Source organism: Shewanella sp. BF02_Schw, assembly GCF_014596695.2.
Taxonomy (GTDB): domain Bacteria; phylum Pseudomonadota; class Gammaproteobacteria; order Enterobacterales; family Shewanellaceae; genus Shewanella.
This window is the reverse complement of record NZ_JABKAW020000001.1, coordinates 1,808,209-1,828,032: the sequence shown is the minus strand read 5'-3', so window position 1 is coordinate 1,828,032 and position 19,824 is coordinate 1,808,209. Positions and strand designations below refer to the sequence as shown.

Annotated in this window: 18 protein-coding genes; 12 read left to right on the top strand and 6 right to left on the bottom strand. The window is 40.3% G+C overall.

Translation table 11 applies throughout. The annotated features are described in order from the left end of the window. Positions 1–115 precede the first annotated feature (115 nt). Positions 116–1,024, top strand: a complete 909-nt coding sequence (locus HNW13_RS08055) for a LysR family transcriptional regulator (RefSeq protein WP_192114810.1) — start codon at positions 116–118, stop codon at positions 1,022–1,024. A 132-nt stretch (positions 1,025–1,156) separates the two neighbouring features. Further along, positions 1,157–2,287 (top strand): acyltransferase family protein, encoded by a 1,131-nt coding sequence (locus HNW13_RS08050; RefSeq protein ID WP_192114811.1) that lies wholly within the window; start codon positions 1,157–1,159, stop codon positions 2,285–2,287. 161 nt (positions 2,288–2,448) lie between these two features. Here HNW13_RS08050 and HNW13_RS08045 read toward each other — a convergent pair whose 3' ends face one another. From HNW13_RS08045 to HNW13_RS08035, 3 genes are all read right to left on the bottom strand, one after another. Further along, positions 2,449–3,666, bottom strand: a complete 1,218-nt coding sequence (locus HNW13_RS08045) for an HD-GYP domain-containing protein (RefSeq protein ID WP_101088445.1) — start codon at positions 3,664–3,666, stop codon at positions 2,449–2,451. Between the two features lie 354 nt (positions 3,667–4,020). Beyond that, positions 4,021–4,806, bottom strand: a complete 786-nt coding sequence (locus HNW13_RS08040; protein WP_192114812.1) for a class III extradiol ring-cleavage dioxygenase — start codon at positions 4,804–4,806, stop codon at positions 4,021–4,023. Between the two features lie 78 nt (positions 4,807–4,884). Next, complete coding sequence (locus tag HNW13_RS08035) at positions 4,885–5,772, bottom strand: LysR family transcriptional regulator (RefSeq protein ID WP_192114813.1); 888 nt, start codon at positions 5,770–5,772, stop codon at positions 4,885–4,887. 85 nt (positions 5,773–5,857) lie between these two features. Here HNW13_RS08035 and HNW13_RS08030 point away from each other — a divergent pair, with 85 nt between their 5' ends. The 6 genes from HNW13_RS08030 to HNW13_RS08005 all read left to right on the top strand — a co-directional run bounded on the left by HNW13_RS08030 (position 5,858) and on the right by HNW13_RS08005 (position 11,146). Then, positions 5,858–6,289 carry a PACE efflux transporter gene (locus tag HNW13_RS08030; protein WP_192114814.1) on the top strand — a complete coding sequence of 144 codons (432 nt, stop codon included), beginning with the start codon at positions 5,858–5,860 and terminating at the stop codon, positions 6,287–6,289. A gap of 130 nt (positions 6,290–6,419) precedes the next feature. Further along, on the top strand, positions 6,420–6,797 hold the full coding sequence (locus HNW13_RS08025; RefSeq protein ID WP_192115155.1) for a hypothetical protein: 378 nt from the start codon (positions 6,420–6,422) through the stop codon (positions 6,795–6,797). Between the two features lie 665 nt (positions 6,798–7,462). Further along, complete coding sequence (locus tag HNW13_RS08020; protein WP_192114815.1) at positions 7,463–8,584, top strand: iron-sulfur cluster-binding domain-containing protein; 1,122 nt, start codon at positions 7,463–7,465, stop codon at positions 8,582–8,584. A 4-nt stretch (positions 8,585–8,588) separates the two neighbouring features. Further along, on the top strand, positions 8,589–9,644 hold the full coding sequence (locus HNW13_RS08015) for an acyl-CoA desaturase (protein ID WP_101088440.1): 1,056 nt from the start codon (positions 8,589–8,591) through the stop codon (positions 9,642–9,644). A gap of 126 nt (positions 9,645–9,770) precedes the next feature. Next, positions 9,771–10,229, top strand: coding sequence for a DUF2127 domain-containing protein (locus HNW13_RS08010; protein WP_192114816.1), 459 nt, complete (start codon positions 9,771–9,773; stop codon positions 10,227–10,229). Positions 10,230–10,675: 446 nt separating this feature from the next. Then, entirely contained in the window at positions 10,676–11,146 is a 471-nt protein-coding gene (locus HNW13_RS08005) for a Dps family protein (RefSeq protein ID WP_101088438.1), read from the top strand. A 196-nt stretch (positions 11,147–11,342) separates the two neighbouring features. Here the strand turns inward: HNW13_RS08005 and HNW13_RS08000 are convergent, their stop codons facing one another. The 3 genes from HNW13_RS08000 to HNW13_RS07990 form a co-directional block, all read right to left on the bottom strand. After that, positions 11,343–11,930, bottom strand: a complete 588-nt coding sequence (locus HNW13_RS08000; RefSeq protein ID WP_192114817.1) for a TetR/AcrR family transcriptional regulator — start codon at positions 11,928–11,930, stop codon at positions 11,343–11,345. A gap of 315 nt (positions 11,931–12,245) precedes the next feature. Beyond that, a complete protein-coding gene (locus HNW13_RS07995; protein WP_124011573.1) occupies positions 12,246–12,995 on the bottom strand; it encodes an IS5 family transposase in 750 nt (249 codons plus the stop codon). Between the two features lie 259 nt (positions 12,996–13,254). Then, on the bottom strand, positions 13,255–14,661 hold the full coding sequence (locus HNW13_RS07990) for an alanine/glycine:cation symporter family protein (protein WP_162023001.1): 1,407 nt from the start codon (positions 14,659–14,661) through the stop codon (positions 13,255–13,257). 390 nt (positions 14,662–15,051) lie between these two features. On the opposite strand from HNW13_RS07990, the gene HNW13_RS07985 reads away from it, so the two are divergent. The 4 genes from HNW13_RS07985 (at position 15,052) to HNW13_RS07970 (ending at position 19,680) form a co-directional block, all read left to right on the top strand. Then, entirely contained in the window at positions 15,052–16,392 is a 1,341-nt protein-coding gene (locus tag HNW13_RS07985; RefSeq protein ID WP_192114818.1) for a HAMP domain-containing sensor histidine kinase, read from the top strand. Positions 16,393–16,509: 117 nt separating this feature from the next. Then, positions 16,510–17,049, top strand: coding sequence for a response regulator (locus HNW13_RS07980; RefSeq protein WP_102036286.1), 540 nt, complete (start codon positions 16,510–16,512; stop codon positions 17,047–17,049). 395 nt (positions 17,050–17,444) lie between these two features. Continuing rightward, a protein-coding gene (locus tag HNW13_RS07975; RefSeq protein ID WP_192114819.1) for an IS3 family transposase occupies positions 17,445–18,586 on the top strand; the annotation gives its coding sequence in 2 pieces (ribosomal slippage) (positions 17,445–17,691 and positions 17,691–18,586; 1,143 coding nt in all). A gap of 503 nt (positions 18,587–19,089) precedes the next feature. Continuing rightward, positions 19,090–19,680, top strand: a complete 591-nt coding sequence (locus HNW13_RS07970; RefSeq protein ID WP_192114820.1) for a hypothetical protein — start codon at positions 19,090–19,092, stop codon at positions 19,678–19,680. Positions 19,681–19,824: the final 144 nt, after the last annotated feature.

Genomic DNA, 19,824 nt, shown 5'->3' with positions numbered 1-19,824 from the left:
ACTCTGTGATTGGGACTTTGTAAATATAACTAGGCTAAAGAGTAAAGTGTTAGCGTCTATAATAAAAATGTTATTATTTTATTGAATCTATAGCAAAAGCGTATTTGAGGTGATTGTGGATATAAAAACATTGAAAAGCTTTATTAGCGTAGCGTCACACCACAGCTTTTCTGGCGCGGCGCGTGATCTCAATACGGTACAGCCGGCGATTAGCCGTCATATTGCCATGTTGGAAGAAGAGCTAGGAGTTATGCTGTTTATCCGCAATTCGCGCCAGGTGAAAATCACTAACGCGGGAGAGCAATTGTTGCACGATGCGAAACAGATTATTGCATTGGCAGACAACGCTAAAAGTCAGGTAAAACGAGCACAGCAGGGGCAGATAGGCGAGCTTAATATCGCTCATTTAAGTTCAGCATGTTTGACTTTTATGGCAGATTTAGTTCGCAGCTATTCGCAGCAATATCCTGATGTTCATGTCACGTTATTTGAAATGACCGCGACAGAACAAATTGAAGCATTTAAAGATAACCGCATAGATGTTGGGTTTTCGCGGCCATTACCCAGCGGGATTATTGATGAATTTAACAGTAGTAATATTTACATCGACAAGTTGGTGGCCGTTGTGGGACAACACCATCCCCTGGCTGAATATAGCCAAATAGAATTGGGTCAATTACAACAGCAAAAGTTGATCATCTTTAACCGTGACGAAGCAGTAGGTTTGTTTGACGATACCATTATGCTGTGTAAACAAGCAGGATTTTCGGCCAATATTATTAGCCAACCTAAACATATGCAGACCTTGTTAACTGAGGTGGCTGCTGGTCTAGGTGTTGCTATTGCGCCTTATTGTATTCGTAAATTATACAGTCAAGGTTGTCATTTTTTACCTTTCACTGATGCACATAAAGCTATACCCACTCAGCTACATGTAAAGCGTGCTAATGATCGTGCTACTGTAGATGCTTTTGTCGCGTTGGTATTATACAACAAAGCTAAAATTGCCAAAAGTATGGCTTAATTAATAGAGCTTGAATGATAGAGTTTAAGAAGTGCAGCTTAAGTGATGAAGTTTAAGTAAGATGGAACATTGCACTTAAGCCAGCTAGATACTCAACATTTTATACTAACAGGCCAGAGGAAGGCATTGACTATGGATGAGGTTTTACCACAAAACAGGCGTTATTCAGAACTTGATTGGTTGCGGGTGGTACTGATTTTTGCAGTTTTTTTACACCATGTATTGATGCCATTTAATGGTGACGACTGGCATGTGATGAATAATGAATCGAGCAAAGTGCTTGACGATATCATGGTGTATTTTGAACAACTCAGACTGCAAACATTGTTTTTTATCGCGGGTGCAGCCAGTTTTTTGTTACTGCAAAAAATGCCCGTGCGCCAATTTCTCTCGAGTAAGTTTCATCGGCTTTTTATCCCTTTGCTGGTGGGAATGATATTGATTGTGCCGCCACAACATTATTATGAGAACATTACTGAATATAGCTCTTTAGCATCGGCGTATGGTGAGTTGATGTTGTCGTTTGATAGTAATCATTTATGGTTTATTGAATTTTTAGTTATCTTTATGCTGCTTGCGGTGCCACTTAGGTATTTGTTAACACGCCAGACCGGTATTAAGTTACAACAATGGCTTGAACGAATAAGCCGTCATCGTTTTGGGTTGATCAGTTTAGTTTTAGTGTTAACCGTATTACGTGGTGCGCTCAAATATGTTGCGCCATCAGACAGTCACCATATCGAAAACCTGTCATTGAGTGTGTTTTATTTGTTTTTCTTCTTTGCAGGCATGTGCTTTGTCAAAAGCGAGCTTATTTGGCGCGCGTTAGCTGAACATCGATACACTTATTTAGCCAGTTTGTTCGTGAGTTCAATCCTGTTTTATGGCTACTATTACTCACCTGATTTAAGCCCGTATTTGTCACTTACCACACGATGGCAATTATGGTGGTTAGTTTGTACGCTAGTGTCTTGGTCTGGGTTATTAACCATGGCAGGTTTTGCGATTGCTCATATTAAAAATACGCCAACATGGCTGCATCAAACCAACGAATTGATCTACCCGTTTTATATTTTGCATCAAACTGTGATTGTGATGTTGGCGTTTTATATTGTGCAGTGGCAAGCTTCAATCACAATTAAATCGGTAAGTTTATTATTGAGTGCTTTTATAGTGTGTGCATTGCTATGTTATTGGTTGATACGGCCGTTTAACGTTACGCGGTATTTATTTGGACTTAAAATTATGTCTAAATCCAAATAACAGCTATTGATTAAGTTTTTGATATTAAGGAGTTTAACCGTAATAGACCACATTTAATCAAATTGAAACACCCAGATGTGAAAAGTCCGCCAAAGGCGCAACACGCTTAATATTCGCCTTAGCTTAGTACATAAAACAATCAATTAAAAAGCGGAAGTGGATTAGCCTTCGTGCGCTAAATACTCAATAATTTGTTCCATGTTCAGATTAAAATCATCAGCACGTACACACTTAACAATTAAGTCATCAGTGACAGTCGCTAAATCAATTTTGTTTCCTACTTCAAAGCGGTCTGGTTTTAAATGATAGAAAGGTCTGACTAATGGTCGGATAGGGTCTTTTGGGTTATGACCTTCAACAATAGCGAGTCTATTTGACTCAAGTTGAACCACTGAACCGATAGGGTAAACTCCCATACAACGAATAAACTGGTCGACTAAGTCTTTATCCAATTCATTTTTTTCAGCTAACGCGCGCAAAATACTGAACGATTTCACTTGGGCATAACCCTGTTTGTAACAGCGGTGCGAAGTCAGCGCATCAAAAATATCGCATATGCTGATCATGCGTCCATAAAGGGTAATTTTTTCTGCTGGTACGCCAAATGGATAACCCAATCCATTGAGTTTTTCATGATGTAAGCTTGCCACTTCTAAACTTAGTTGGCTGATGCCTGGGGTATTCTTCATAATTTCAATCGAGTAACTGGCATGAGTTTTCATAATATGAAACTCTTCATCGGTCAGTTTGTCTGGTTTGTTTAAAATCCGATCGGGGATCATGATTTTCCCAACATCATGTAAAAATGCGCCGATAGCCAGTTGATTAACTATGTCTTTGTCGATTTTTTTATAGACGGCAAACATGGTCATCAAAACAGAGACAGACACAGAGTGTTCTAATAAATATTCATCTTTATTACGAATATTTATCACACATGATAGGGCATTGGGATTATTAAAAATTAAATCGGTGGATTCTGAGGTGATCTTCTGTACCGGATCCATGTCTAACGGAAGACCGTGCTGCGCATTATGAAACAGCTTTTTCTGAATGTCTTTTGATTCATTGAACACTTGGCGCGCTCTAACTATTTCTTGATTAAAGAAATTTGCTTTCACATCGGTACGTACAGGCGTCACTTTTCGGGGCGCTTGAGGCTTAGGCCAACTGATATTTTGCTCAATTGTTGCGACATCAACTTCAGCTTTACTGGTATCAATGAGTAGTTTGGTAACCGATTTACGTTTTAATGCTTCAATAACCTTTTCGCTTTTAAGCACACCAGGTTTAGTGAGCGAAAAAGTATCTTTGGGTTCGGTTATTTCGACTACATACATTCCAACACAAACGTCAGTAATGTCATGTTCAATCAGCATAAATCGGTTCCTTGGGGCTATTTTCAACGTATGAGCGATGCGAGTCAAAGTACAGTTATAGTACTGCTATAGTACGACATTTTTAATAATATAGCGTATATAGTGCTGCAATATAAGCGTGATAACTTAATGAAGATCAATATTTTACCAAAAAAAATACTTAGCGAGTGCTTATAAATGTAACGACAATGAAATATAAACATAAACGCAGTTTATGATGAATTACCAACGACGTCCATTGTGTTTGAATTATCGGCATGTAACTGCGCGTTTTTTATTCAAAATTTATGATTAATTCTACTAATACATGAGCTTAAATATTTTACTCTATCCCTATTACTTAACACATCGTGTTTAATTAAATGAATAAGCATCGAGTGCTAACAATTCATACTCAACGTCTTGATGTATTTTTTTAGCAACACTTGCTTCGCTCGCCCCTAAAACAGCAATCAGCGGTAAAAAATGTTCCTGAGTCGGATGATTAAACTTAGCAAATGGTGCGAGCTGTAAGTAGTTTAATAACGATTGGGTATCATTATTTGCTAGCTTTTCTTCAACCCATTTGGTGAATTGATTCATCATATCAACGCCATTTAGTGTTTTAGGCTGACGAAAAACCTCGCTTAAATTATGGCTTGTTCCACCCGAACCTAAGATGAGAATATTATCGTGTTTTAATGATGCGAGTAGCTGTCCGTATCGATAGTTTTGTGCAGCCCCAACACGGGTGTTAATTGATATTTGTACGATTGGAATATTTGCTTGTGGGTACATCAATCTAAGTGGGATCCACACACCATGATCCCAGCCATGTGTTGGATCTAAATTGACCTTGATGCCAGCGTTGATAAACATGTTGGCAATTTGCTGAGCCAATGCGGGTTCACCCGGTGCAGGGTAGTGAATTTGATACAGTTCATCAGGGAATCGATAGAAATCATGAACGGTTTGTGGTTGCGCTCCAGCGGTAATCACCACATCGTCAGTGACATCTAAATGGGCAGAAAACACCACAATAGCTTTAGGTGTAGGCAATTGTCGGCCTAATTGTTGTAAAAAACGTGATGTTTTACTATTTTCGACAGCCATCATAGGAGAGCCGTGCGAAATAAACAGAGGTTTTTGATGTTGTTGCATATTAAGTATTCTCGTTTAATATCATTTACTACGAGTTTATTGTGAACTCAAATAACCATTTTTAAAAGAGTTTCATCATCATTCTGAATTCGTCAGTAATTGTCGCAAAGAATGTCTGAGTTGCTTAAACATCGGCTCTAAGCTGTAACGATGATGTTGGATTACTTCGACACTGGCTTGCCAACCCATATCTTTAAATTCGCTGGGTAATAACACCAATTGGCGACTTTTTACATATTCATTGGCGATATGATTGGGCAGTAAACACCAACCATTGCCCTGCAGTGTTAGTTCAAGTAGCACGTAATAATTGTCTGCATACCAAATGTCGGGGCTCAAGGCGAGTTGAAAGTTACTCGATTTGTTGTTACGCGATCGCATCAGTAACTGCCTGTGCAGCTTTAGGCTGGCTAAGTTAGTCGTTTCTTTTTGGGCTAATGGGTGTTTTTTCGCAACGTAAATATCAAATTTAACTGAACCAATCGTTTCATAATCAATGTGCGATGGAATAGACAGTTCGCTAAAAATAATCCCAGTTACGGCTCTATCAGTGTCAATCATATCAACAATATCGATGCTCGATGCAGTAAAAATTGCCAAAGAGGTATTGGGAAAATTGATTTCCAGCTGATTGACGATACTGGAGAGTTTGTGAAACGGAATGCCTTCATCTAGGCCTATAGTGAGCTCTGAAATAAAAGGCTTATCGAGGTACTGTGCACAATAGCGTAAACGTTGGTGTTGCTCTAATAACACTTGCGCGTGAGATAAAAGCTTTTCGCCTGCCAGTGTTAATTGCGGATAACGCCCACTACGGTCAAACAATATCGCATTGCAATCTATCTCAAGATTGATGACATGCTGGCTTACTACGGATTGGGCTTTTTTGAGTGAACGAGCCGCAGCTGAAAACGAGCCTGTTTTTGCTGTCGCCACCAACGCCTCTAGCTGATCAATACTATACATATCGCTTTTCCAGATACTACCTAACTGTTAAGTATCCTTATATTGGATGAGAATAATGCAAACGTCACGATTAATTGAGTGCATAATGCAAACAAAAGAGAGAATATTCCACGCGGTGTCTTTTGAGATATTGGCGGCAGCCATCATCGTCCCTGTGAGCGCCATGCTCATGGAGAAGAGCACCACTGATATGCTGGTGGTAAGTATCGGCATATCGTTATGTGCTGTCACATGGAACTATATTTATAATATTTGGTTCGATAGGTTATTAGGCAGTGACAGAGTTAAGCGTAATTTATCAACTCGTATTGTCCATGCGATGTGCTTCGAAGGGGGCTTGTTAGTGGTAACCCTTCCAATGGTATCGTGGTATTTAAGTTTAAACCTTATTGATACCTTAATACTTGAAGGGGGCGTATTGGTGTTTTTCTTCGTTTATACTGGTGTATTCAATTGGGCCTACGATATTTATCAACCTTACCAGCGCTGGTTTGGTAAAACGTTAGGTATTAGCTAAAAGCCTTTACGAGGGCGTCGATGCAATGTCGACTTCACTATGGCATCATTACTGAGTTCTCTCCCCCTGCAGGATGCCAAGCGAAATGGATTATCGCTTAAGTGTATTGTTATTTACTGTGTTTGTCTTGATGCTCCCGATCCACTTTGCGCGAGCAAATACTTTAACGCCTTTTACTAGTGATGGTTGCAGCGCATTTCCAGATGGCACGTTTGAACAAAGCGAATTATGGTTAGCGTGTTGCCAAAAACATGATTATGACTATTGGAAGGGCGGCACATTTGATGAACGCCTCGCATCAGATAAAGCATTACGTGCCTGTGTTACCAATGTGGGCCAACCGCAAATTGCTTTATTAATGTTAGCCGGTGTAAGAGTGGGTGGCTCGCCATATTTACCCACCCAATTTCGCTGGGGTTATGGTTGGTCATACCCAAGAGATTACGGTTCGTTAACTGAAGACGAGCAGAGACAAGTAGAAGGACTCTTTGGTCAAGAGCAAAAGTAATCATTAATCATTAATCATATGACAACAAAATCACCACAACACATCGGCACTCTTTTAGGCGTGTTATATGGCATATCGTTAACAATATTGGCGATATACCAGCGCTAAATGACTTTAGTGGGCTGGTTAACATATCATTTATATTTTTGATTCCGTTGGTTATTGTTCTTATTCGCGTTCACTTTGAGCTCAACAAAGAGTAAAATTTTTTAGCCGAACCCTTCGGACAGGGTTTGTTGGTCATTTCTACTGTGTTATCGGCTTTTAATGCAAATAAGAGCTACAAAGCCTCTGCCTTGTAGCTTTTATTTAAGTCATAACCAACAATTCGCTGCAAAAACAACCTTGAAAGAACATCTGGTCCTGGCGATTAAACCGATGTCACCAGTGTCATTTCGATGCCAAAAACCGTTAAGCTTAATTAAAACCTCACGCCGTTAAGCTATCCCATGAGTGTTTAATCGTTATATTTGTTATTTCGATAACATCTCAATATCCACTATTTATCGTCATAATCTCTATTATTAGAAATGGGTTGTCATTTAAAGCCTCATTCAATCGCCTTTTTAATAATGTGTTAAATAGCGTCAACAGCCACTTGCGCCTCGATGTTATTTCAGCATACAATCGTGCGCCGAAACTGAGCTAACACGTGTACGCTATAAATGAATTTATTGACCCAACTTAACAAAGTCACTGCTAAAACCTTATTTCATACTGAATCATTAGGCAGTTATTTCGAGCCGCTTATCCAACGTGTTAAGCCAGCGTGGCGAGCCCACTGGTTTCGTGCCCAGGTTTTGTCAGTTAAACCGCTTCGCGATGATGTATTACAGCTTGAGTTAGCTCCGCAAAAATCTTGGCCGCAAGCCAAAGCTGGCCAACATGTGTTATTAACGGTTGAGCTAAATGGACGGTTAATGACGCGGCCTTTCTCTATTTCGTCGTCGCCCGAACAACATCATGCTCAATACCCCAAAACACGGGTTATTCGCTTAACCATTAAACATAACGCGAATGGCGCTTTTACCTCAGGGTTAAGTCGGCATATCACTGCTGGTTGTTATGTTAACTTAAGCGCGCCGCAAGGTGATTTTGTGCTAGGTGAGAGTGTTGTTGACCTGCCTGAAACCCCATTATGGTTTGTTGCTGCAGGCAGTGGTATTACTCCGTTTATGGCTATGTTGCATCAATTGGCATTGTCTATAGAACGATCAGTATTGCAATCATTAAGCCCTATTCAGCTCATCTATTTTGCTAAAGCCGGCGAGCACTTATATGTTGATGAACTTACTGCTTTAGCGCAACAGATCCCTCAGCTCTCTGTGAAAATGTTGGTGCGTAAAAATGGCGACAGTTTAGCTGCTGCATTACAGGATTGCCCAGCAGCGAGCCAAGTGTTGATCTGCGGTCCCGGCAAGTTTAAGCAAGATGTTGACTGCCAATTAGATGCCATTAATCACCCGCCACAACACCGTCAAGCCGAGTACTTTCAAGCACCGGTATTGCCCCAAACAGATAACGGCCACCAGCATATTCAGTTAACGCAGCGAGGCAAACAAACCCAACTTATATTAGCAACGAACGATACTTTGCTAAATGGTTTAGAACTACAGGGAATAACTGCCAATTTTGGCTGCCGTATTGGTGTGTGTCACCAATGCCAGTGTGTGAAAAAAACGGGCGTGGTTAGAAATTTACGCACCGGTGAGCTATCGCAACAAGGTGAACAATTGATCCAATTATGCATTTCTCAGGCAGTGACGCCACTTGAGTTGGAATTATAAATCGATGAATAAAAATATTAATTTTGAGTTGTTAGCTAACGAGTTAGATGACTTAAAGCGCCAAACTTTAAGCGAGGTTGGTGCCACTGATGCTGCTTACATTCGTAAAGTGATTGTGTGGCAACGCGCTTTAGAGTGGGGCGGTCGTGTGTTATTGATGCTCGGGTTTATCCATCCACTATGCTGGGTTGTGGGGGTGTTGAGCTTAGCGAGCGCCAAAATTCTCGACAATATGGAAATTGGTCATAATGTGCTGCATGGGCAATATGATTGGATGAACGATCCTCATATTAACTCGCGTCAGTTTGATTGGGACATCGCCTGTGATGGTAAAAGTTGGCAACGGATCCATAATTACGAACACCACACTTACACCAATGTAATAGGTAAGGACCGTGATTTTGGTTATGGTTTGCTGCGTTTGTCGAATGATTTTTCGTGGCGGGTTAAAAACCTATGGCAATTTATTACTTACGTTAATTTAAGTATGCTATTTCAATGGGGTGTGTCTTACCATGAACTCGCTGCAGAACGTGTTTTTATGGGTAAAAAGAAACAAGACCGATCATCAAAAGTTGATGCTAGTGAGCTCAAACGTCGTTTTTTTAGTAAAGGTGGTAAGCAACTAATCAAAGATTACCTGCTATTTCCTCTGCTGGCAGGTCCACTATTTTTGTGGGTGATATGTGGTAACTTAATGGCTAATCTAATTCGCAATCTATGGACGTCTACCATTATCTTTTGTGGCCATTTTACCACCGATGTACATACCTTTAGCCAAGCAGAGTGTGAAAATGAAACTCAAGGTCAATGGTATTATCGTCAGGCGTTAGGGTCGTCAAACATTCTCGGTGGCAAATTGTTTCATATATTTACTGGTCACTTGAGTTTTCAAATAGAACATCATTTGTTCCCAGACTTACCATCGTCACGCTACCAGCAAGTGGCGCCACAAGTGGTGGCAATATTTGCCCGCCATGGGATTGCTTATCATACAGGGCCTTTTTTACGTCAATATAGCCAAGTGGTTAAACGTATTTTACGTTATTCTCTACCATAAACTGGATGACATTCGCTGACTAAGCACTTCAACCGAAGTGCTTTTTTTTATCGATAAAATATTCATAGGCGTGGTTATTAACAGCCGTTAAGATAGGTCAATCTGTTTAAACTGGAAACGCGAGAGATGATACCTTCAGATAAAGGGGTACGAGCTATAGCGATGCTAGAAGCAAGTAAAGGCGTATTGGCTTTATTGGTTGCAATAGGCTTACATGCGTATGCTGGTGCAAATTTGTCGGTGTTGGCAACACAATGGGTGACGCATTTACACCTAAACCCTGCAAGTCATTACCCGAGTATTTTTATTGCAATGATAGGATCGGTATCGCAATCAAGTCTGACGTTATTAGCATTAGGAGCTGCGGCATATACTTTGGTGCGCTTTATTGAAGCCTATGGTTTATGGCATAACATGCGTTGGACTCAATGGTTTGCACTTTTTAGTGGCGCAATCTATTTACCTTTTGAGCTTTACGAAATGATGAGCCACTTTAGCCTGCTCAGTGTGATTGTGTTGCTAATTAATCTTGTGGTGGTCATATATATGTATTTTGTGTTGTTTCCGCGTAGAGCAGCCATATGAGATCCGCTTCAATGTTTCGTTACGCAGATTAATCTAAAATTATTAACAGAGTTTAATGGCCAGCGGTTGATCCATTAAGTGGTAATGTTAGTATAAATACTCACTAGCATTAACGATGAGTTAGCGAAAACACGATTGATTGACTCGAAATGATTTATTTTACGCGAGTTTATGACGTTAATTTATGTAGACATTCAATTAAGTCATTTGCTTTACTAAATGCACTTTATTTGAATTGAGACCCGTTTTATTAGTGGTGTAATATTTGTTTTAACGGCGAGTGTTTTTATTGGTTTAATAAAACGACGATAAATACTCGCTGAGATACAATGTAAGCAACATGTTAATAGTAGAGGTGTTTATTATTAATCTTGCTGGCTTGTAATCACCATTTATACAAATGCTGTAATGTTATGACTAATTAATTCTACTTTACGAGGAATAAAATGACTGACATCGATATTGGTATAAAAAAAGATGACCGACTAAAAGTTGCCGAAGGCTTAAAAAGTTTATTGGCTGACTCTTACACGCTTTATTTGCAAACCCATAATTTCCATTGGAATGTTACCGGGGTACATTTTCGCGAATTACACTTAATGTTTGAAGAACATTACACTGAACTTGCGACAGCGGTCGATGATATTGCCGAACGTATTCGTACCTTGGATGTGGCCGCACCGGGAACGTATAAAGAGTTTGCGCGCCTGAGTTCTATTAAAGAAGTAGAAGGTGTGCCGAGTTCTACTGATATGGTTGACTTACTTACCCTAGGCCATGAGCAAGTCGTTAAAACATCGCGACAAGTGCTTAAGTTAGCACAAGCTGCTGATGATGAGTCAACGGTAGCCTTAGTGTCTGACCGTATGCGGATACACGAGAAAACGGCGTGGATGTTAAGAGCGACACGTAAGTAATCTGTACGATACTGAACCGTGTTGATACAATTTGCGATGGTTAGTGCTGTTATTATTTGAATTTGAATTTGAGATGCGACGATCTACTCATGAAGTCGATAGTTAGCATGATATTCTGGCATTGACTAAAATGTGAGTTAAAACGTGAGTTAAAACGTGAGTTAAAAAAGCGCCTCAATAAGGCGTTTTTTTGTGTTTAAGCAGTAGCAAGTTGTTTAAAAAACTCTTCTTGCTGTTGTCTCACTATGTCAACGTCATTGGTTGCTTTTAAATAAGATCGCAAACCAATAATGTTGATTTGAATTTTCTTCGCCGTGAGTTGACTGTCTAAATGGGCAGGTAAGTCGCCTTCAAGTTTGGCTTGGTCAATAATACTGGCAAATCGTTGTTCAAATTTGTTGAGCTGCTCACGGGCAACGTTTAATGTATCTAGATGAGATTCATCTAATTCAGATAACGTCCTTACTAACATGCACAATTCACTGGGTGAACCTTCACAGCATGGTTTAATCAGCCCACGTAGATAATGTGTTAATCCAACCCATGCACGATCATGTTGTTGTAACATATTATTTAAATTACGTTCGCCCGTTTGAGCATAACGAATAAGTGTCGCTTGATATAAATCAGCTTTACTACCAAATGCGGCATAAATACTGCCTGGTCGCATGTCCATAGTTGTTTGAATTTCTCGCGTTGATGTGGCCAAAAAACCTTTCTGCCAAAACAGGTTTTTTGCTCTTTCAAGTACGTCATCGCGATCGAATTTAGAAATATTAGCCATTACATCCTCTTTGGTTAGTTGGCTATTTTACGTTAACCCTATGAGATAAGGCCAGTATCTTTTGGCAATTTTTTAACCATAATGGCCATTGTTGCTGATTATGCTTAATTATGGATTTGATATGAACGATTCCTAATTGAGCAAATAATGTCGTTTAAACAACAAAACTGCATTCACGAGAGGTTATTTGAATTACAAAATTGACGGATAAATGCAGTGGATAAGCATGAGTGGTGTTGTGATATTGGTATTGTGATATTGGTATTGTGATATTGGTGTTGTGACATTAGCGTTGTACTAGGGGCTGTTGATCTTTCACATTGGCAGCCAAATTATAGAGCAAGCTAGAGCCAGCAGGCTTTCAAAATTAATTTTCAATTTATCATAGCGGGTAGCTATCGCTCTAAAATGCTTGAGCCGAGCAAAAGCATTTTCAACTAAATGCCGATATTTGTATAAACACCAATCGATATCGCCATTTCCTTGCTTCGAATTTTGTCTTCTAGGGATCACTGGCTTTGAACCACATTCACGCACTTTATCTCTAATCGCTTCACTGTCGTAGCCTTTGTCTGCAATAATAAAATGACTTTGTGGCAATAATTCAATAAGGGCATTAGCTGCTTTGCTATCATGAACTTCTCCACCTGTAACAATGAATTCTATCGGTAAACCATAGCTATCTACCGCGAGATGGATTTTGCTTGTATTACCACCACGACTTAACCCAATTGCTTGATTTTCATCAGATGATGCACCTGAACTGTGTTGATGGGCTTTTACATAACTTCCATCAATAAATTCCCATTCAGTATCACTATTAGTCGATAATGTTTTGAACAGCCTAAGTAAAATACCTTTTCTTGACCACAGTAAAAATCGACGGTAAATGGTATTCCATAAGCCAAAATATTCAGGTAAATCTCGCCAAGGGCAGCCAACACGCAATCGGTAAAGGATACCTTCCATCGTAAATCGATGCTCTTGCTTGTTATAAACTCTATCATCAAGCAGAATAGCTTTTAGCTTCGACCACATCTCATCAGTGAGCATTAATCGGGGCATGGTAATCTCGTTGTATTTGTTTTTGGCGAAGTGAATTATACGAGATTACCTTCTTCGCACAAAATTCAAACAAAGATCAACAGCCCCTAGTAGTGATGTAATGGTGGCATTTTGATATTGGCGTTATATTAGTACGGCTATAATGAGCCGTTATTAACGATAAAGCGGAATTGAACTAATGTATTCAATTCCGCTTTCAAAACTAAGCACTCAATTTACACTGAAGTTAAATCCATTGTAAAAATGCGCTGATTAAAGGCTAAGACCAAACCCCTTTTTCGGTTTTACCTTGTATTTCTACATCGGCCAGTTTGAACTCAGGCTTGTTAGTGGTTTTAAGTTTAACTTGATAATCACGGGTTAAATTTACGATGGTCGGGGTTAACAGCATAATGGCACTGATGTTCACTACCGTCATTAATCCTAACGCCATGTCGGCCATGTTCCACACTTCTTTTAATGAGGCGTTGGCTCCCCAATACACCATGCCTAAATACAATAGTGTGTAAATGGTGCGGCCATAGATGTTGTCGAGTTTAAATAGATGCAAGTTACTTTCTGCGTAGGCGTAGTTTGCTACTACAGAAGTAAAAGAGAATAGGGTAATAATGATGGCAACAAACATATCGCCGCTTATGCCCATATGGTAAGTCATGGCGTTTTGAGTGATACGAATACCTTCCATTTCACTGCCAATACTACCTTGAGCCAGAAGAATCACAATGGCGGTACAGCTACACAACACCATAGTGTCAATAAACACCCCAAGCATTTGTACGTAACCTTGCGCAACCGGGTGATTTGGCACCGGAGTGGCGCCCGCTGCCGCATGTGGCACACTGCCTGCGCCAGCTTCGTTAGAATATAACCCGCGTTGAATACCATTTTTAATCGCAGCACCGAGCGCACCAGCTGCTGCTTCATTTAACCCAAAAGCAGAGTTAATAATATCCATCAATACCCCAGGGACTTGTTGGATATTAATAATGGTGACGGTTACCGCTGCCAAAATAAATGCTAAGCCCATAAAAGGCACCACGAACTCGGCAAAACGCGCAATGCTGCGAAGGCCTCCCATAACAATAATGCCAGCAATTAAAGTAATGACCGCTCCAGAATAAACGGGTGAAATTTCGAAGGTGTGGTTGAGTGCGTCGGTGATGGTGTTGGCTTGCATGGCACTGAAACTAATGCCGTAACCAAGGAATAAACATAATGCGAATAGTACCGCTAACCAAGGTTTATTCAGTCCTGCGCGGATATAATAGGCGGGTCCTCCGCGGTATTCTTTATGATCGTCTCGCACTTTATATAGCTGACCTAAAATGCTTTCGGCAAATCCGGTCGCCATACCCAGTAGCGCGATAACCCACATCCAAAATACCGCACCGCTACCACCGAGTGATATTGCCATGGCGACACCGGCTAAATTACCAGTACCGACACGGGCAGAAAGACCGGTACACAAGGCTTGATACGAGCTAATGCCCGATTTGTCACCTTGAGTACTGCCTTTCATTACTTTAAACATATAACCAAAATGGCGAAGTTGAATAAATCTTAACTTCAATGAAAACCACACACCGGCAAATACCAATATATAAATGAGCACTTGGTATTCGCCCCACAGCACATTGTTGGTGAGCGATATAATGTCGTTAATCATTGAACAACTTCCTTGGTTTTATCGTTTTATTATTAGATATTTAAAAAGGTTACATTTCGAAAAAATGACCTATGAATGAAAACACAGACAACGTCCAAATGCGTTAATAACCCTGTCAGAGGGGTTATAATGCAGTTGGTTGATTTTGTTATTTGAATCGATATGCATTGTATCTACATATTTAACGGTATGCGAGGCGTTTTTGTTAGTTGTTTACTTTATTTTTGACTAAAAAAGTGAGTCTGCTTCGCTGAATTAATATCGTTAATATTGGCACTGCAAGGGTAAATTTTTGATAAAATGCTCTACAATTGCCGTGTTGTAAGGCTCTAACATTTGAAAGCGGGTTCTTTAGCTTAATACATCATAAAAATTAGGATAAATAATAGTATGACAAATGCTAGTCTGCCTTTTAATACAAGTCAGCAACAATTAGCCTTACTGCGATTAGTCAATTGGGGCCTTAAAATCGGCCTTATTTTGTTTGCTACAGACTTATTTGGCTTAACAACACCTCCGGTGACTTTGTCTTACGTGCTCATTTTTGAAGCTTGTTATGTCGGCTTTAGCTATCGATTTCATCGACTCAGCATGAACCACAATGGTTTGTTGTTTTTAACCTTATTGTTAGACACCTTGTTCTGGGCTACCTGGTTATATTTTACCGGTGGAGCAACCAATGCCTTTGTTTCATTGCTGTTATTACCGATTGCGATTTCTGCAATTACCTTACCCCTATGGGCACCTTGGTGCTTAACCATCGTATCGACGATATTTTATACTTTGATGATTGTTGATATCACCAAGCAAAATAATAGCCCGTTAATGGATCATGATATGAGCCAAATGCCAATTAACCACGTTATGCAAGCAAACCAGGCAATGGCTGCAAATCATGTTATGCCTGCAAGCCACAGTATGGACATGGGCTCGCACTATTTAGGCATGTGGTTTAATTTTGTTATTTCGGCATTAGTGTTAACCATCACGGTGGGCTTTATTGCCAAACGAATAAGACAAAAAAATGCCGAGCTGCGCTATTTACGAGAAGGCCAGTTACGCCAGGAAAAGATATTGGCCTTAGGCACCGCATCAGCGCAAATGGCCCACCAACTGGCAACGCCGTTAGCCACATTGCGTTTACTCACCGATGAGTTAGTCGATACCCATCATGATGCAGAACAACTGGAATTGATCAGCGAAATGCAGCAAGCGCTGAATCGCTGCGAAGTCACCTTAGCTGACTTACGTTTAGCGACCGAATCGATACGGGAGCAAAAACTAGCACAACAGCGGGTCGATGAGTTAGTGGCAACCTTAACCGAGCAAATCAGTTTATTGATGCCAGAAGCGCAACTGAATATCGCCATAGCACCACAAGTTGAGTCACGTATAGTCATGACCGACATGAGCTTGTTGCCTGCATTAATGGCGTTAATTCAAAATGGCATTCAAGCCAGTGAAGATAACCAACACCAGACCCGCGTAGATATCAATATTGGTTTGTCACAACCCAATCAGCTGACTATGACTATACGTGATTACGGTGTCGGCATTGCGACTCATTTGTTACAAACATTAGGCAGTAACATGGTAAAAAGTCCCAAAGGCATGGGCATCGCGGTATTATTAAGTCACACCAGCTTTGAGCGTTTAGGCGGTAAGTTATACCTTAAACCACATTCAGAATGCGGCACAGAAGCCATCGTGACGTTGCCGTTAAGCGTATAAAAAACGAGTTGAAGCTATTTTAAACGAATAGACGCGAGTCGAAGTAAACAGACGTTGAAATAAACTGACGTTGAAATAATAGACGTTGAAATAAATACAAGCTGAATTGAGAACATCATGAACAAGCTATTGATTATAGAAGACGATTTAGCCCTAGCGACCATTTTAGCTCGCCGCCTTGGCAAACATGGCTTTGAGTGTAAAACCTGCCATCACGCCAGCGACAGTTTATTAATGGCAAGGCAATTTGTGCCAACGCATATCGTGTTAGACATGAAACTGGCTGAACATAATGGTTTGTCGTTAATTAAACCGTTAAGACAATTATTACCCAACGTCCACATGGTATTGCTCACTGGTTTTGCCAGCATCGCGACTGCGGTAGAAGCCATCCGCCTCGGCGCAGACAATTACCTCGCCAAACCCGTCGACACTCAAACCTTATTAAATGCATTATTAGTCACACCAGACACTACAACGACTTATGGTGATATTGAAGAACTACCACTTAACCCCAAACGGGTTGAATGGGAACACATTCAACAAGTCCTCGCCACCAACAATGGTAACGTATCAGAAACTGCCCGCCAACTGGGCATGCACCGCAGAACCTTGCAGCGCAAATTGCTGAAAAAGCCAACGGCAGATAATCGGTAGAATAGGGGAGTTGGGTGTTTGTCCTACTTTGGACAAAGGGTGTTTTTAGATATTGCTTCATGGTCTGCGGCCACTAACGTCGTGGCGCTTCACCCACACCAGAGTTTTAAAACTTCGTTTGAATTCTCATCGATAAACTCCACCATAAATCGGTCGATTATAGCGTTATTTCGGTAATGGTATTGAGCATGAATTTAGGTTTATTTTTAGATTATTGCTTATTGCTTATTGCTTATTGGCCTGCGGCCACCAACGTCGTGGCGCTTCACCCACACCAGACCAAGAGGAAACCAACGGCTGTTCCCTCTTGGAACTCCCAGCCGCCTATTGTGGCTTAATGAAACTGTACACCGATTGAGGTAAAATCCCCTTAAGATAAAACGGTGTAAACAGTAATGAAGACTCAACCAACTTACTCAACAGAATTTAGAATAGATACCGCTAACCTTGTGATTAAACAAGGTTACACCATCCGAGAAGCTTGTGAAGCAACCGGCGTAGGCCCGACAGCGATTAGACGTTGGGTAACTCAGCTAAGACAAGAATTTGAAGGTATTACTCCATCAGCTAATGCCATCACTCCCGAACAAAAACGAATTCAAGAGCTTGAAGCGCAAATTAAGAAAATTGAATGGGAGAAAGATATCTTAAAAAAGGCTACCGCTCTCTTAATGCAAGACAACATCAAACGATAGCATTAATTGAATTGTTATCGAGAGAGCAGAACATCGTCAAACAGCTTTGTCATTTGTTTGAAATACCGCGTAGCAGCTACCATTATCATCTCAAACATCGTGGATTAGTGAAGCCTGAACGTGAGAAACTGCGCCAGCAAGCGATTGCAATCCACCGTGATAGTCGTGGCTCTGCAGGGGCAAGAACGATAGCAGGCCAGCTTAATCAACTGGGTGAAAATGTTGGCCGTTATAAGGCCGCGAGTTTAATGAGAGATGCAGGGCTAATAAGTAACCAACCCAGAAAGCATCGTTACAAGATAGCAAATGATGAATCTAAAATAGCCCCTAATTTGTTAAAGCGGCAGTTTAACGTTGAAGCAATAAATCAGGTTTGGTGTGGTGACGTGACCTATGTTTGGTCAGGAACCAAATGGCTCTATTTAGCCGTGGTAATGGATTTGTATGCGAGAAAAGTGGTGGGTTGGGCTTGCTCTGACAGCCCGAATACCGATTTGACTTGTGCAGCATTAAGAATGGCATTTGAAAGTCGTGGACGGCCCCAAAACCTGATGTTTCATTCTGACCAGGGTTGCCATTACAGTAGTCTTCAATATCGACAAATGCTGTGGAAATATCAAATAACGCAGAGTATGAGTCGACGAGGAAACTGCTGGGATAACGCGGTAATGGAACGTTTTTTTAGAAGTTTTAAAACAGAATGGATGCCGAAGTATGGTTACAACAATTTTGATGAAGCGAAGCTGGATGCGTTGAATTACATACTAAAGCACTACAATACAAAACGTGGTCATAGTTATAACAATTATATGACGCCAGCGGCTGCCGAAATGGCAGCGTAAAGACGCAACTCCTGTTGGTGTACAGATTTAGTTGACCACATCAGCCCCGCAACATTTTCGCTATTTACAAAATAAGAGCTGCGAAAAGTCGCCATGGGGATTTATCCAGCTTTGAATCTCGTTTGTAATCGGCCTCGGCCTTACTCGAAAATGCTAACGCTTTCGATAGTACATCCTGTACCGCGAAAGCTAGCCTGACGTCCTGTCTGGCTCACGCTATTTTCTTCAACGGTCTCAAGTTCAGAGTTGAATTTAACCATTCCCAATCATGGATTCTGACTCATTTATGGACAGTAACGTTTTAGAAAAGCCAATGTTTCAATTTACTTTTTATAAAAGTTTACCCTGACCCCACTAAATCAGAACTGTGGTGTGATATACATTGCTGTTGAACGTGACACAACATAAATAAATGAGTATAACTATTAGAGGTTTAGTTTTGCTTATCAAACTAATAAAATGGATTTCAGTACTATTAATTTTTAGTAAGGTATTAACGGATTATGAAGCGTAGATTTGTTTTTATATTTTTAATGATGATTTGTGCTGTTTCTGGATGCAGCAGTATTCCACTAACAACAATGTATAAAATGATGAGTGTCAATCCGCTAGAACTTGAACCAAGTGAGATAGTTGTCGCGGTTCAAGCCCCTAATGGAATCGTGGTTAGTAATAACGACGTAGTGATTAAGTTTGAATTTACAACGAATGACCCAAACTATAATTTTGAGGACGAGTATTTTGTAAAATTGAATACTCAATACGTATTACCTAATGAGTTAACACAAGAAATAAATCGGGACAGTAAGTTTTATATTTTGCAATTGAGTCAAAATGATACGTTAAAAATGCTTCGAGGGCAGGAGCTTGTAAAGAAATACAGAATGAACAATAGCGATGGCGGAGGAAGCTTTAATCTTAGCGTCGAGTCTGTATGTAAAAATAGTCAGTTTTCTGTTAAAAATAATGAATTAAACGTGTTTTTAAAACTTAATGAGAATGATGATTTTTTTACCTTTATGGAAGACCTTAACGTGTTAGAGATCGGTGAAGACAAATCGGGTTATATTAAACCTATTAGGTCTTGCACATAGCTATGACTGTTGTGGCGCTTAGTCCATACCAGACCAAGAAGAAACTGTATTGGCTAACGAAAGTTGGACATTACTTTAGAAGTTATCTAGCTTATTTCTGGACAAAAATCTGTTTAAAGAAAACATGCACCAGTTAAGATGTAG

Bases quoted from the DNA above. Each gene is read 5' to 3' on its own strand.
- HNW13_RS08050 (WP_192114811.1), top strand. From the start codon at position 1,157: ATGGATGAGGTTTTACCACAAAACAGGCGTTATTCAGAACTTGATTGG.
- HNW13_RS08045 (WP_101088445.1), bottom strand. From the start codon at position 3,666: ATGCTGATTGAACATGACATTACTGACGTTTGTGTTGGAATGTATGTA.
- HNW13_RS08040 (WP_192114812.1), bottom strand. From the start codon at position 4,806: ATGCAACAACATCAAAAACCTCTGTTTATTTCGCACGGCTCTCCTATG.
- HNW13_RS08035 (WP_192114813.1), bottom strand. From the start codon at position 5,772: ATGTATAGTATTGATCAGCTAGAGGCGTTGGTGGCGACAGCAAAAACA.
- HNW13_RS08030 (WP_192114814.1), top strand. From the start codon at position 5,858: ATGCAAACAAAAGAGAGAATATTCCACGCGGTGTCTTTTGAGATATTG.
- HNW13_RS08025 (WP_192115155.1), top strand. From the start codon at position 6,420: ATGCTCCCGATCCACTTTGCGCGAGCAAATACTTTAACGCCTTTTACT.
- HNW13_RS08020 (WP_192114815.1), top strand. From the start codon at position 7,463: ATGAATTTATTGACCCAACTTAACAAAGTCACTGCTAAAACCTTATTT.
- HNW13_RS08015 (WP_101088440.1), top strand. From the start codon at position 8,589: ATGAATAAAAATATTAATTTTGAGTTGTTAGCTAACGAGTTAGATGAC.
- HNW13_RS08010 (WP_192114816.1), top strand. From the start codon at position 9,771: ATGATACCTTCAGATAAAGGGGTACGAGCTATAGCGATGCTAGAAGCA.
- HNW13_RS08005 (WP_101088438.1), top strand. From the start codon at position 10,676: ATGACTGACATCGATATTGGTATAAAAAAAGATGACCGACTAAAAGTT.
- HNW13_RS08000 (WP_192114817.1), bottom strand. From the start codon at position 11,930: ATGGCTAATATTTCTAAATTCGATCGCGATGACGTACTTGAAAGAGCA.
- HNW13_RS07995 (WP_124011573.1), bottom strand. From the start codon at position 12,995: ATGCCCCGATTAATGCTCACTGATGAGATGTGGTCGAAGCTAAAAGCT.
- HNW13_RS07990 (WP_162023001.1), bottom strand. From the start codon at position 14,661: ATGATTAACGACATTATATCGCTCACCAACAATGTGCTGTGGGGCGAA.
- HNW13_RS07985 (WP_192114818.1), top strand. From the start codon at position 15,052: ATGACAAATGCTAGTCTGCCTTTTAATACAAGTCAGCAACAATTAGCC.
- HNW13_RS07980 (WP_102036286.1), top strand. From the start codon at position 16,510: ATGAACAAGCTATTGATTATAGAAGACGATTTAGCCCTAGCGACCATT.
- HNW13_RS07970 (WP_192114820.1), top strand. From the start codon at position 19,090: ATGAAGCGTAGATTTGTTTTTATATTTTTAATGATGATTTGTGCTGTT.